The 13,606-nt window shown below is 40.7% G+C and carries 14 protein-coding genes; 2 read left to right on the forward strand and 12 right to left on the reverse strand.

Translation table 11 applies throughout. The annotated features are described in order from the left end of the window. Positions 1-13: 13 nt before the first annotated feature. From LV83_RS05620 to truA, 4 genes are read right to left on the reverse strand one after another with little or no spacing between them, the layout of a single operon-like run. Positions 14-529 (reverse strand): hypothetical protein, encoded by a 516-nt coding sequence (locus tag LV83_RS05620; protein ID WP_111610576.1) that lies wholly within the window; start codon positions 527-529, stop codon positions 14-16. A 2-nt stretch (positions 530-531) separates the two neighbouring features. Next, entirely contained in the window at positions 532-1,113 is a 582-nt protein-coding gene (locus LV83_RS05625) for a hypothetical protein (RefSeq protein ID WP_111610577.1), read from the reverse strand. Between the two features lie 37 nt (positions 1,114-1,150). Further along, on the reverse strand, positions 1,151-2,923 hold the full coding sequence (locus LV83_RS05630) for an ABC transporter ATP-binding protein (protein WP_111610578.1): 1,773 nt from the start codon (positions 2,921-2,923) through the stop codon (positions 1,151-1,153). Between the two features lie 6 nt (positions 2,924-2,929). Beyond that, positions 2,930-3,688 (reverse strand): tRNA pseudouridine(38-40) synthase TruA, encoded by a 759-nt coding sequence (truA, locus tag LV83_RS05635; protein WP_111610579.1) that lies wholly within the window; start codon positions 3,686-3,688, stop codon positions 2,930-2,932. Between the two features lie 102 nt (positions 3,689-3,790). Between truA and LV83_RS05640 the strand changes: the two genes are divergently transcribed. Further along, positions 3,791-4,267, forward strand: a complete 477-nt coding sequence (locus LV83_RS05640; protein WP_146613693.1) for a DUF4293 domain-containing protein — start codon at positions 3,791-3,793, stop codon at positions 4,265-4,267. Positions 4,268-4,439: 172 nt separating this feature from the next. Here LV83_RS05640 and LV83_RS05645 read toward each other — a convergent pair whose 3' ends face one another. The 3 genes from LV83_RS05645 to LV83_RS05655 all read right to left on the reverse strand — a co-directional run bounded on the left by LV83_RS05645 (position 4,440) and on the right by LV83_RS05655 (position 6,532). Further along, complete coding sequence (locus LV83_RS05645) at positions 4,440-5,198, reverse strand: hypothetical protein (protein WP_111610581.1); 759 nt, start codon at positions 5,196-5,198, stop codon at positions 4,440-4,442. Between the two features lie 28 nt (positions 5,199-5,226). Continuing rightward, positions 5,227-5,913, reverse strand: a complete 687-nt coding sequence (locus tag LV83_RS05650; protein WP_111610582.1) for a hypothetical protein — start codon at positions 5,911-5,913, stop codon at positions 5,227-5,229. Positions 5,914-6,001: 88 nt separating this feature from the next. Then, the gene (locus tag LV83_RS05655) at positions 6,002-6,532 is read right to left on the reverse strand and encodes an RNA polymerase sigma factor (RefSeq protein WP_111610583.1); all 531 of its coding nucleotides are present in this window, start codon (positions 6,530-6,532) and stop codon (positions 6,002-6,004) included. Positions 6,533-6,693: 161 nt separating this feature from the next. Between LV83_RS05655 and LV83_RS05660 the strand changes: the two genes are divergently transcribed. After that, complete coding sequence (locus tag LV83_RS05660) at positions 6,694-7,794, forward strand: trans-sulfuration enzyme family protein (RefSeq protein WP_111610584.1); 1,101 nt, start codon at positions 6,694-6,696, stop codon at positions 7,792-7,794. A gap of 43 nt (positions 7,795-7,837) precedes the next feature. Here the strand turns inward: LV83_RS05660 and LV83_RS05665 are convergent, their stop codons facing one another. The 5 genes from LV83_RS05665 to LV83_RS05685 all read right to left on the reverse strand — a co-directional run bounded on the left by LV83_RS05665 (position 7,838) and on the right by LV83_RS05685 (position 13,549). Then, the gene (locus LV83_RS05665; protein WP_111610585.1) at positions 7,838-8,572 is read right to left on the reverse strand and encodes an MBL fold metallo-hydrolase; all 735 of its coding nucleotides are present in this window, start codon (positions 8,570-8,572) and stop codon (positions 7,838-7,840) included. Positions 8,573-8,634: 62 nt separating this feature from the next. Next, a complete protein-coding gene (locus tag LV83_RS05670; RefSeq protein WP_111610586.1) occupies positions 8,635-9,081 on the reverse strand; it encodes a DUF2214 family protein in 447 nt (148 codons plus the stop codon). A 35-nt stretch (positions 9,082-9,116) separates the two neighbouring features. After that, a complete protein-coding gene (locus tag LV83_RS05675) occupies positions 9,117-10,004 on the reverse strand; it encodes a restriction endonuclease (RefSeq protein ID WP_111610587.1) in 888 nt (295 codons plus the stop codon). Positions 10,005-10,203: 199 nt separating this feature from the next. Beyond that, positions 10,204-11,742 carry a YifB family Mg chelatase-like AAA ATPase gene (locus tag LV83_RS05680; RefSeq protein WP_111610588.1) on the reverse strand — a complete coding sequence of 513 codons (1,539 nt, stop codon included), beginning with the start codon at positions 11,740-11,742 and terminating at the stop codon, positions 10,204-10,206. A gap of 106 nt (positions 11,743-11,848) precedes the next feature. Beyond that, a complete protein-coding gene (locus LV83_RS05685) occupies positions 11,849-13,549 on the reverse strand; it encodes an arylsulfatase (protein ID WP_111610589.1) in 1,701 nt (566 codons plus the stop codon). Positions 13,550-13,606 lie beyond the last annotated feature (57 nt).

Here is a 13,606-nt window from a genome sequence, read left to right on the forward strand (position 1 = left end):
CCTTAACAAATTTTTACTTAACTGGTGCTATGACTTGAACTTCGTTTTCTGAGATGATTTTGTCGATATAAATACCGCTTAGCTCCAGGTTATTTTCTTTGGCAAATTCGGACAGCTTTTCCTTCACTTTCTCAGGGTCTGGCATCACCCACTTATTACTTTTGATCTTGGCTAGGAGGTACCTATTATTTTCAAAAGATCTATATTCCATGTCAGCGAGAGGTAGAATTTGATTGATTCCAACGAAAACTACCATTGTATCTAATTTGCCAGCTGGCTCTACTTCGTAAATTGTATGAAGGTAGCTCCCAGGGTGTAACCCTTTTTGGGCTTCCATTTTCTTGAATATTTCTCCTAATTCCTCATTCCCAGGCGTTCCACGATAAGTAATTCCTGCAAGATTTTCAGGTTTGTTTTCAATGAGTGTCACCTCAATAGGAGTGTTACCACCCAATTTGCTAAAGCCCCAAAAACCCAGAATGGTAAGTGCGGAAATCAATGCGACACCGATGAGCAATAACTTCTTCATGCTTAGAAAAGATAGCGGACACCAATACCCCCTTGGCCTTTGATATGGCCAATGCGATCGATTAATTCCAAGAAAAACCCTGCTTCTCCGAAGACAGAAATGGGTACATCATCAAAGTAATATTCTGCTCCTATAAATGCCTCGGGGCCAAAATCTGCATTGGTTCTACTGTCATTTTTGATAAGAGAGGAATTTTGTCCATCTGCATAGGAATAGGTCACTTTGGTAGTTCGCAGTTGGATTCCTGCGCCTCCGTATGCCATTAAGTAGCCTTCTGTGATTCCAAAAACATCTGTAATATCCTCGTGATAGGCTGAGCGCACATTGAAAGAAATTCCTTTTTTGGCACTATGTGAAATGTAAAAAGCATTTGACTCAGGAAGATTGGTTTCAAAGTCCTTTTGATAATAGCTAGCGCCATTGATCCCAGCACTACCGATCATCCCTTCTATAGAAATGTATTCGGTAAGAAAATCTTTGTACGTGATGGAAAGCGGCTCTCCAAGACGAATGCCTACTCCTCTCTCCTGTGCAAAACTGATCACTGGTAGCAATACCAAAAGGATAATTAATTTGAATTTCACTTTAAATGTTGGTTTAGGATTAGAATTCAAAATCAGGCTAGATTGCCATTGTTTTGAGTTGCATCTGATGCAATTGAGTGTAGTAACCACCTAATTCTAATAAAGCATCATGTGTGCCAGTCTCGACAATTTCGCCTTTGTGTAGTACAATAATTTTGTCCGCCTTCTGAATGGTAGAAAGTCTATGGGCAATAACGATGGAAGTCCTTCCAGTCATCATTGTTTCTATAGATTCCTGAATCAATTCTTCAGTTTCTGTATCTACAGAAGAGGTAGCTTCATCCAAAATGATAATTTCAGGATTGTAGACCATCGCCCGAACGAAGGATATTAGTTGTCGCTGCCCCACAGAAAGGGTAGCTCCACGCTCCATGACATTGTAATCCAGCCCACCTGGAAGTCTTTCTATGAATCTTTTTGCGCCAGCAAGTTCAGCCGCATACATGACTTGCTCGCGAGAGATGTCTGGGTTGCCTAGCGTGATATTGTAAAATATGGTATTGGAAAAAAGGAAAACATCCTGAAGAACCACTCCAATATGCTTACGTAAAGTGTCGAGTTCAAATTCGCGGATGTCATGTCCATCAATAGAAATATGACCTTTGCTTATTTCATAAAATCTGGAAATCAAATTTATGATAGATGATTTGCCTGCCCCAGTCGCTCCAACGAGCGCAACAGTTTGTCCAGACTCCACTTCGAACGTGATGTCTTTGAGCACATAGTCTTCATCCACATAGGCAAACCAGACATTTTCCAATTTGATGTTTCCTTTGACTTTTTCGGGGCTAAAGTCACCTTCATTGGCAATATGCTCATTGCTTTCCAGCAATTTGAAAATACGTGAGGAGCTGACTACACCCATTTGAAGGGTATTAAATCTATCTGCGATCATTCGGATTGGTCGAAAGAAAAGCTGCAGATACATGATAAAAGAGATCAAAACACCGATTTCTATATCCATTCCCAGCACACCCACTGCTCCGTACCAAACGACCAAGCCTATTCCTATTGCTTGGATAATTTCTGCTACAGGGAAATAAATCGAATAATAAAGAACAGAGCGAATGTGTGCTCTTCGGTGCTCTTTGTTTATTTCTTTGAATTTTTCAAATTCCCGTTCCTCCCGATTGAAAATCTGCACGATATTCATTCCAGTGATATGTTCTTGCAGAAAGGAATTCAGGTTTGAAACTGCATTTCTTACATCATTGAAAGTCACTTTGATTTTTTCCTTAAAAACATAAGTGGAAATAATCATCAGTGGCAAGGTGGACAAACTCACCAAAGTCAGCTTCCAATCTATGTAAAACATGACCCCAAGGATGGTTACTAACTGAAGTAAATCACCGATAATAGCCGCCAATCCCTCTGAAAAGACATCGGCGAGAGTTTCAATATCAGAAATATTCCGAGTGACTAATCTTCCGATTGGTGTATTGTCAAAGAATTTTAAGCGAAGCTTGAGTAAATGCTTATACAGCTTCACCCGGATATCGCGGATAATTACTTGACCGATCCAGCCCGAATAAAAAGTATGAGCCCATTGCACGAAGGCTTGGAGAATCATCAAGCCCACGAGTAGATAGATGATTTTCAAAAGACCTTCAGCATCTCCCACAGCTACGTAATCATCAATCGCTACCTGAATAAAATAAGGTCGAGTAGGCGCCAAAATAGCCAGTGCGATCGTGAGAAAGATCAGAAAATAGAACTGTGCTTTGTATGGTTTTACAAAGCCGTATAGCTGCTTGAGGACTTTCGAATCGACGATCTCGCCGGAGGATGATTTTTCTTGTTCTAAACTCAAGGTAAACTAGTCTAAATAAATGTCTTCTGAATATTCTATTTTGCTGAAAAACAATCCATTAGCAGGAGCTGATTTTCCTGCTTTCTTCCGATTCCGCGATTCTATAATTTGGTGCATTTCCTCAGGTTTCATTTTCCCGAGTCCAATATCAACAAGAGTTCCCACAATAGCTCTTACCATTCCACGCAAAAATCGGTTTGCAGTTATATGAAATTGCAATTCTCCGTCTTTTTGTTCCCAATGTGCTGATTTTATTTCACAGCGAAAATGTTTCACAGCAGTATGTACCTTACTAAAGCACTCAAAATCATTATACTCAAGGAGGATCTTTGCTGCCTCATTCATTCGATTTATATCTGGATTGAAATAGTGTCTCCAGACGAAATCTTCTACAAAGGGGCTTTTTTGTAAAATCATCCTATAAACATAAGACCTGCTTTTGGCGCTGAATCTTGCATGTGCGTCGGGTTTTACTTCTCGGATAGAATTTATAGAAATGTCTTTGGGCAAAATCCCATTGATTGCACGAATGAATTTCTCTCGATCTATTTCCTGATCTGTATCAAAGTGGCAAACCTGCATGCTTGCATGCACACCGGTATCTGTGCGACCCGAGCCCATCACAGAAACTCTTTCTCTGAAATAAGTGGAAAGTCCAGTCTCCAAAGCTTCTTGAACAGTAAATGCATTTTCCTGGATTTGCCAGCCATGATAGCGGGTGCCTTTGTAGCTTATGTCCAGAAAATATCTTTTGCGCTCACTCATACGGCTGCAAAGATACTATTCCCAATCAAATCAGCGCGAGAATCCTGCTTTCCTTGGTAATGAAGTCATAAGACCTTTTCTTTGCCAAAAAATCAGAAAGAAATGATCCAGCGATTACAATCAGTTTTCCTTTTCCTTGTGGCTGTCGCCATGGGGTTGACTTTAGGCTTAGACCTTTGGACTCAAGTAGTGGCCGATTCCGGTGAAACATGGAAACTCAATGCTTTGTTTATGATCCAAAGTAGCTCTGCGGGAGAAATAGTCCAGTCTTCTTCCAATTGGTATATAGCAGCATTGGCAGCATTTGTAGGACTCATGGCTATAATATCGATTTTCCAATACAGAAATCACGGCAGACAGATGATGATCAATATGATTAATTCCTTATTTATGGTTGGTTTGGTTGCGATAGTTTTTTTGACCACCAATGGTGTGAATAAGGAAATCGGAGCCTCGGACAACGGTTCATATCAAATTGGCTTCTGGGCGATTCTAGTAGCAATGGTTTGTAACATGCTTGCCAATCGATTTATCAGAAAAGACGTGGCGTTGCTGAAATCTGTGGATAGAATTAGATAATTGAGACATTAGATATAAGTAGTAAGACGTGAGATTCCTCTGAACGAGCGACGTAGAAGCGAAGCAATCTCAATAAAAAGCACAACCCAAAAAAGCCAGCAACTCGCTGGCTTTATTGGTTTTAAAAGGCTCGTTGTACTGCTTCTCCAGAAGCAGCATCCAATCACTTTTTCTACCAGAACCTCACTCCAACAGTGGGATAGAAGGTTTTGAAATTATCTGTAGCAATCACACCTACTTGAATGGAGATTTGTTTGCTCAATTTTCGATTGTAGTAAGCTTGCATAGTGGTACCATTGAAAAGTTGGCTTTTATTTTCATTGATCAAATATCCTACGCCAAAAGTGTTTCTTCGTGGTCCTTCAAGATTTCCGAATTCCCAGGCAAATTCAGCATTTGCAAACCAATTGCTATTGACTTTGACATTGTTCTCTATTCGGTCAGGAAAATAAATAGTATTGGAGATGGATCCGCCTAGGGAGAAATTTCTCCAATTCAAATGAGCTCTGAACCCCACCACTGGAGTGAAATCTCCTCCTGTGAAATCTAACCCAACGGGAAAGGTCATTTCCAGACTATCGACATACGGCACATATTTTTTCTCAATTTGATATTTCACATTCTTAAGAGAAGTAGGCTGAAAGTTTTCGCCTATTCTATAATATAGGGTGGTGAACTCCGGAAAGTCGGTCGCTTTGCGAAGTAATGGCTCGAACTCTTCCGTCAACTCTTCTGCTGTGAATTCAGTTTTGTTGAAATAAAGCACCAAAGCGCTTTCATTTGGAAAATCAAAAACCAAGGTGTCAGTGATCGGCCAATCCCGGTCTAGCCATTCCTGTAAATTCTTTGAGAGATCGTTTTCGACTTCCTGGCTAAATGTTTGAAATGTGCATAGCAATGCCAGGAAAGGAACTAGAAGTAGTCGTTTCATGATTTTATTTTTAGAAATTTTTAAATGATTACTGTTTGTGGAAATTTATCTTAATCGAGTTTTTAGGTTGATTCGCAAGTCCTAATTGCCCCGTTGAAATGTCCTCAGGAGTACTTGAACCAAACTTTGTTTGGAGTTTGGTTTTTTCTTGCATTCCCCAAGAAATTCGAACTTTGTGAAGAGTTTGAGGTTTGCTTTTGTCAGGAGTTGGAGGTATAATAACTTCTGATATTAGGCGGGTTTCAATACCGATTTCCGGTAATTCAAGTGTAGGAAGCTGGATAGTACCAGGTAAAATTCTATTGGTTACTTTTTGTTCTGGAAGATTTGTGATAGATTCTTTAGCTTCAATTCGTGTTGGAGGCTCCTCTGCTGATTTGATTTCAGCAGGTTCTGTTTTTGCATTGATATGCAGCTCTGGAGTCTTTACAGTAACTTCAGTTGTCAAAGGACTAACCACATCTTTTCTTCCCAATTTTAAATAAGCAATGCTTGAAAGTGCTAAAATCAGAGCAATAGATGCTGCCACCATTCCATATTTCCAAAGTGGAATTACTGGCTTTTTCTGATCTAGCTTGCCTTCTATAGCTTCCCAAAGATCAGGTTTTGGCATCTTCACAGGAAGATTAGGAGCATGCTCCTTCACTTGCGAATCGAAATCCTTCCGCTGCTGGATTTTACCCCATAAATCAGGTTTTGGTTTGTATGATTTCATCTGTTTGAAATTGATTTTTTATAGTCAGATGGAATCTCACATGGTTGATAATCGTGGCTCTTTGTGAAGTTTGGAATCATGTTCGATTTCATGCCTGAAGAAGTTTAGTGATGCGCCTTTTCAATAGCGTTTTTGCATAATTCAATTGGGATTTTGACGTGTTTTCTGATATTCCCAGCATAGCGGAAGCTTCCTTATGTGAATAACCTTCAACCGCCAAAAGCAGGAATACAGCTTTTGCCCCAGTGGGTAAACTCTCTATTGCTTGATCGAGCAATTCGGCATCAAACCAAGAATCAAAATCTTCAACCGAATCCATTGCAACCTCTTCAATTGGTTCAAAATGGATTTTCTTTCTGCTTTGCAAAATTGCCTTTCGAATGGTGATGGTTTTCATCCAGGAGAGCAATGCTTCAGGATGTTTCAGCGAATGGATTTTCTGGAAAATCTCAACATAAGAATCCTGTAAAACATCATTGGCCTCATCCTCGTCATTCAGGATTCTGTAGCAAGCTGAGTAAAGCATTCCTTTAGTCAATTCAAACAGCTGAAACTGCGCTGACCTGTCGCCTTTGAGGACGCTTTTGATTAGGTGAGTGTCTAGTTTTTGAAGATTCATTGAATTGGCTTATACTTGAAAGAGGTGCTTTGTTGGCAAAAGGTTGGAATGGAACTCAAAGTTTTTTTTCAGACTTATGCCATTTTACAAATTATTTTCGGGGACCACTGAAATATTGGTAATTTCAAGCATAGCTAATAGCCCCTATTAACAATAATTATATGAAACTCGAAACACTCGCCATCCACGGAGGAAATATTGTAACAGATTCAGAAAAGCCAGTAATACAGCCGATCACCCTGAGTACTACATTTATTCATCAGCCAGACTCGATGATTTACTCTCGGGCTAACAACCCGAATCGCCATGCTCTAGAGAGGCTATTGGCAGGTTTGGAAAAAGGGGCTGATGCAGCAGCATTTTCTTCTGGCAATGCTGCAGGTGTAGCGGTGTTCCAAGCTTTGGAGCCTGGCTCCCATATTATCGCTCCTGATGATATGTATCATGGGTTGAAAAATGCTATTCTCTCGATATTCAAAGGGATTCTGGAGGCGACTTTTGTGGACATGACAGATTTGGCGAAAGTGGAAGAGGCATTCAGGGAAAACACAAAATTGGTTTGGGTAGAAACGCCTTCCAATCCCTTGTTGAAAATCACAGATATTGCTGCTGTTTCACAATTGGCCAAGGAAAAAGGAGCAATGCTTGCTTGTGATAATACTTTTGCCACCCCAGTTTTTCAAAACCCAATTGATTTTGGTGCTGATATCGTTATGCATTCCAGTACCAAATATTTTGGAGGCCATTCCGATATTTTAGGTGGCGCTTTGATTACCAAGGAAGCTGATGGATTTTGGGAAAAAGTGAAGAATGTGCAGATAGGTGGAGGTGCAGTGCCATCTCCCATGGATTGTTATTACTTATGCAGAAGCATCAAAACCTTACCGTATCGGATGAAGGGGCATGCTGAACATGCGATTGTTTTGGCTAATTTTCTTTCTACGCACGAGTCTGTTGAAAAAGTCTATTACCCTGGGTTGAAAAACCATCCTGGGCATTTAATAGCCGCCAATCAAATGACTGGGTTTGGAGGGATTTTATCTTTTCAGGTAAAAGGAGAAGCATCTGACGCCGATTTCGTTATTTCCAAGCTTAAATATTTTACGAATGCTACCAGTCTCGGAGGAGTAGAGAGTTTGATTGAGCGTAGAGCTGCTTCTGAAGGGCCGGATACCTTGACACCTCAGAATCTGATCCGAGTGTCAGTTGGGTTAGAACATTTGTATGATTTGCTGGAAGATATGGAAGAGGCTTTGCACTAAAAAAAGAGGGAGTAGATTTAATTCTTCTCCCTCTTTTTTGATTTTAATTGTACCAATTTCTCAGGCGAACATCCACATTTGGAGCAGATTCATTGACTAAGGTCTTGAATTTTTCCACATCGCTCAACCCATTTGTTCCTCTGTAGTGATATGGGTAAACTATTGCTGGTTTGAATTCAGAAACTGCACTTGCAGCCTGATCCACATCCATTGTGTAAGGCAAGTTCATGCACACAAATGCTACATCAATATTTTTAAGCGCTCTCATTTCCGCAATGTCTTCAGTGTCTCCTGAGACATAAAATTGCTTGCCCCCTAAGTGAACAATGTATCCATTTCCACGGCCTTTTGTATGTGGAGCTTCCGTACTTTCTGGCAAATTATACATAGGTATTGCCTCGACTTTTATTCCATTGACAGTTTTGGCTTGATTATTACCCAAAACTATCAGTTCTTTTCCTGTACCTTCAGTAAGCTTGTCTGCTACAGCTTGTGGTGCGATGATGGTAGCTCCAGAAAGATCTAGACCATCCAATGTTTCCTGATTGAGATGATCTCCGTGAATGTCGGTGATCAGTACCAAAGTTGGTTTCTTTTGTCCTTCGAAAGCAGCAGCACCACCATACGGATCTACATAAATTACTTGGTTGTCATGCGCAAGCACTAAGGTGCCGTGGGTGATTGGGTTGATGGTGACGTCTCCTTTTTTTGCGGGGATTATGTCCTGAGCAAATGCTCTAAATGAGATCAATAGAATGATTAGCGTAAGGAATTTCATGGTAGGGAATGATTGATTGTTTTCGGATAAGATAAATTAAAGTAATGTGAAATCAGAGCGTGTTAGCCATAGTACCCGATTCCTTTTGCCATCAATCCAGCTAACAATGGAATGATAACTAATAGCAGGAGTTCAAACCTCAGGAGCATAAAAATTGTTTTTGGAACTTGGACAATTTCAGCTGGATCCCCTTTTCCTTTTTTGATAAAAAATATGGTTGGATAGATGGACAAAATTCCAATTAGGGCAAAAAGTGTGATTTTGATATGGAAGATGAAATTGTGGGAGTAAAACTCTGTCGGTTTACCGTATCCACCCAACCAAAGTGTAAGCCCAACGGCCAAAAGTGTCAGAGCTCCCATTCCATAAACTCCATCTATGGTTGCCAGTCGCTTGATTTCTTTTCGTGTCAGTTCTTTTTTCAGCAAAAGATGCTCTGACACAAGCGATCCCACGATGGCAAATATGCTGATAAAGTGAAGGTAGCGGAGGATGATTTCGATGGACATGGATGGATTAGTAACTTTTAATTTGCAGTGGGTACTTATTGGCCTTCAAAGAAATCTTCGTCAAGTTGCTTGACTTCATATGTGGATTTAATTTGTACTCCCACATTAAATTCATGCATCAGATTCGCAAGTTTTTCCCCATCAATCAAAATTATAGTATGATGAGCAAATTTTGCTTTTTCTTCAGCTCCTTTATCAAACTTTGAAGTTGTGACGAAAACGCCTTTGCTAGTGTCCCCACTCATTGCTCCTATGAAATTCCGTATATCTTTTTCACGGACTTTGTTTGAATCAAACCTCTTTGCTTGAATATAAATCTTATCAAGACCTAATTTGTCCTCATTGATGATTCCATCTATTCCGCCATCTCCAGATTTTGGTGTTTCAATAAAGTCCCCATATCCCATTTTTTTAAGTAGAATTAAAATGACTTTTTCAAAATAGTAGGGGTCTATGGTTTTTAATTTATCTAGAAGATCAGTTTTAGTTTGATTTTCAATTTCTAAGAACCCTTTATCAATTAAGTCCTGCGGAGTGGAACTTTGAATTTCCGTGTCTTTGGAAATGCCCTTAGTTTTCTCTTCTGAGTAAAATTCAAATAGGTTGTTGTCTTCTTGAATTTCTTTTAAGGAAAGCTCATCTTTTTGTTTAAGTCCTTTATCAGTTATTTGGGTCATCCCTCTTTTGGGGAAAAATATATAGCCACCTTTTTTAAGGTATGATTTGCCCCAAGCAATTCTATTTTGAATCAGGATTTCACCGCTTTTTGTCCTCTCATTTAATAATTCTTCTGGGAGATTTGAGTAATATTTCTTTATCACTTTTCTAATTAACTCTCTCGAATGAATTGCTTCTCCATCGCTGAGGATATCTAAAATGGGATTAAAAGTTTCATGGAACTTCGGTATTTCTGATTTTGCCATTTTCAAATTTCAAATTAAATAATATGTATATCCGCTTTGTTACCAGTAAATAGATAAAAGCGACTTAAAAGATGGTATACTCTAACTTTGAGGCCGCTTCGGTCTTCGGTCATCGGTCTTCCAGCCAACCAAGCAAAGAATCTAAGGTGACTGGCATCATTGCGGATAATCATATTAAATATTAAATAATTTTAAATTCTCACCCCGCCCAGCCTTCTCTATCCAAACTTCGATACTGGATAGCCTCAGCCAAATGCTCGACTTTGATTTCTTCAGTTCCAGAAATATCAGCAATAGTCCTGGCTACTTTCAGAATTCGGTCATAGGCTCGTGCGGATAATCCCAAACGTTCCATGGCAGTTTTCAGAAGCATCTTACCCGCTTCATTGATCTGGCAGATTTGTTTGGTCAAATGTGAAGGCATCATGGCATTGCAAAAAACTTCCGGATTCCCCTTGAATCGTTCTTTTTGTTTTTCTCGACCTTTGATCACTCGTTCCCGAATTTCTTTGCTAGACTCTGTTTTTCGGGTGGAAGTCATCTCGTCAAACTTCACCGGAGTCACTTCTACGTGAAGGTCAATACGATCTAGTAGGGGGCCAGATACTTTATTCAAATAGCGCTGCACTATTCCTGGCCCGCATACACATTCCTTTTCTGGATGATTATAGTAGCCACAAGGGCATGGGTTCATGCTAGCAATCAGCATAAAATTGGCAGGAAAATCCACCGAAACCTTCGCTCTGGAAATCGTAACTCTTCTCTCTTCCAGCGGCTGGCGCATTACTTCGAGCACCGTGCGCTTGAATTCTGGCAATTCATCCAGAAAAAGTACGCCGTTGTGTGCAAGAGAAATTTCGCCAGGCTGAGGATTTCCTCCTCCTCCCACAAGTGCGACATCGCTGATGGTATGATGTGGCGATCTGAAAGGGCGATTAGCTAGTAAAGATCCATTTCTGCCTAGCTTCCCAGCAACGGAGTGTATTTTAGTTGTTTCCAGCGCTTCCACCAAAGTCAGCGGTGGAAGAATCGAAGGGAGACGTTTGGCAAGCATGGTTTTACCTGCTCCCGGAGGGCCAATCATGATCACGTTATGACCACCGGCAGCAGCGATTTCCATAGCTCTTTTGATATTTTCTTGACCTTGTACATCTGCAAAATCAAATTCAATATCATCCAGTGAATGATAGAAAATCTCTCGAGTATCCGTTACCAAAGGCGCTATTTCCAGGTCACCCATCAAAAAGTCTGTAGCCTGTTGCATTGTCTCCACACCAATAATGTCCAAACTATTGACAATAGAGGCTTCTTTTGCGTTTTCCACAGGAAGGATAAATCCCTTGAATCCCTTCTTTCGGGCTTCAATTGCAATAGGTAAGACACCTTTTATTGGTCGGAGATTACCATCAAGCGAAAGTTCTCCCATGATCACGTAATCTCCCAAAGCCGGAAATTCGACCTGCTCGGATGCTTGCAAAATCCCCATTGCTATTGGCAAGTCATATGCCGAACCTTCCTTTCGGATGTCTGCAGGAGCAAGATTGATGACGACTTTTTGCCGAGGCATTCTGTATCCAAAATATTTTAAGGCACTTTCTACCCGTTGTTGAGATTCTTTCACAGCAGAGTCAGGTAAACCGACCATGAAGAAACTGGTTCCTTGTCCTACATTCACCTCTATAGTGATGATATTCGCATCTACGCCTGATACTGCGCTTCCAAAAGTTTTAGCTACCATATTTTACAAAAAAAGGAAACCTGAATGATTTCCTTAATATAAGCCTTTCGTAAAATTAAATTCTTATTACATACTTGAATTTTACTTTGTCTGATTCCGATTCAATTTATGGCTTGGGAAGCACCTTGTTTTCTAGCGCCCAGTTTTGCCAAAGGCTGTCTAATTCAGCTACTACCTCAGGGTGTTTTTCCGATACATTTCTGGTTTCAGTGGCGTCTTCGTCGATTCGGAATAGCTGCCATGGCTCCCTGGCATCCAAAGTAACCAGTTTCCACTCTTTCGTTCGGACTGATCTCCCACCTTCATGCTCGTTGAAAAGTATGGGATGTCCTTCCCGCTGTTTACCTTGAAATACGGGAAGTAAACTTTTTCCAGCGATCGGTTTGATTTTATTGCCTGCAAAATCACTTGGATATTCAGCTCCTGCCGCGTCGATGAAAGTTGCCATAAAGTCCATGACATGCCCAATCTGATTAGAAATACTTCCTTTTTCTGCAGTGATTCCAGCAGGCCAAAATGCTATCATTGGCGTATGGACCCCACCTTCGAATGACTCCATTTTCCAGTAGCGAAAAGGCGTGTTGGATACATTTGACCAGCGCTGTCCGATAGAGGTGAAAGTCGTTTGTGGTCCTGGCATCACATCTTTTTCCACCGGGTAATCGATTGGCTCACCTTTCCTCGTTTGGCTCGGTCGATCAAAACCAGGCCCATAACGCATACTACTTTCTGAGCTAGCGCCATTATCACTCAAAAACACGATCAGGGTATTTTCCAATTGACCGGTTTCCTTAAGCGTTTCTATTATTCTACCAATTCCCTGATCCATATTATCGATCATTGCTGCGTGCACAGCCATGGCCCTTGCGTCAAATTCCTTATCTGGATTATCTTCCCAACTGAGTTCATTTCCCCATCTTTCAGAAAGAGGATAGTCAGCCTCATCGATTATTCCCAACTCCAACAACTTTTTATATCGATTTTCCCGAATCTTATCCCAGCCAACTTTATACGTGTCTTGGTATTTTTCTATATCCTTCGGCAACGCATGAAGCGGCCAATGGGGTGCGGTGTGTGCTACATAGAGGAAAAATGGTTTTTCCTGCTGTGCAAACTCTCGAATGTAAACAGAAGCTGTATCATTGATCGCGTCAGTGTGGTAATAGTTTGCCGGAACTTCAGTCACAGGCTCAGTGCCATTGACTAAGCTAAAAGGGTCAAAAAAGTCTACCACGCCCCAGATATTTCCAAAATACTTCTCAAACCCCCGATTAGTTGGGTATTGCTCAATCGGTGAAAAAAGTGGATGCTCTTCCTGATGATTCAGCCAAGCCAATTGCTTTTCAGGTGTGTCTTGAACCACTGTGTTGGAAACATGCCATTTCCCAACCATTCCGGTTCTATAGCCAGAGCTTTTCAAAACTTCAGCGATAGTTACTGCCGAATTGGAAATGTGGCCTCGGTAAGCCTCTTGCCCTGTATCGGTGGTCATCTGACCGATTCCAGCTTGGTGATTATAGAGTCCTGTGAGCAAAGAGGCTCTAGTTGGGCAACATCGTGAAGTATTGTAAAATTGTGTAAACCGTATTCCTTGGCTTGCCAACCAGTCGAGATTTGGGGTTTCTATTTCACCACCAAAACTTCCTAGGTCTGAAAACCCTAAATCATCTGCCAATATCAGGATGATGTTAGGCTTTCTAACTTCTTCTTGCTTTGGTTTTGTTTGACAGGAAAAAGCAAGAATCACTAGGCTTATGCCGGTTAATAAATTCAAGTACTTTTTCTGAAAAAATAATTGAGAGTTCATATTGGGTATTTATTGAGTGATAGGATGTAAAGATTGGAATATCTTTTTCCACAGGAT

This window comes from Algoriphagus yeomjeoni (genome assembly GCF_003259505.1).
Taxonomy (GTDB): domain Bacteria; phylum Bacteroidota; class Bacteroidia; order Cytophagales; family Cyclobacteriaceae; genus Algoriphagus; species Algoriphagus yeomjeoni.